At 64.8% G+C, this 293-nt stretch carries 1 protein-coding gene; it reads right to left on the bottom strand.

The features are described from left to right. Positions 1-293, bottom strand: a 293-nt coding sequence (locus tag LL253_RS19715; RefSeq protein ID WP_228228208.1) for a hypothetical protein, incomplete at both ends; no start/stop codon positions are given.

Raw genomic sequence — 293 nt, forward strand, 5'->3', positions numbered from 1 at the left:
GCATCGGCGTCGGCGTCTGCATCAGCATCGGCATCAGCGTCTGCGTCGGCATCAGCATCGGCGTCAGCGTCGGCATCCGCGTCGGCATCTGCATCGGCATCTGCATCGGCGTCCGCATCAGCGTCTGCATCTGCATCAGCGTCGGCATCCGCATCTGCATCTGCGTCGGCATCTGCATCAGCGTCCGCATCTGCATCGGCATCTGCATCGGCGTCAGCGTCTGCGTCGGCATCAGCATCGGCGTCAGCGTCGGCATCAGCGTCTGCGTCGGCATCCGCATCGGCGTCAGCATC

The organism is Sphingobium soli (assembly GCF_020782245.1).
GTDB lineage: Bacteria > Pseudomonadota > Alphaproteobacteria > Sphingomonadales > Sphingomonadaceae > Sphingobium > Sphingobium soli.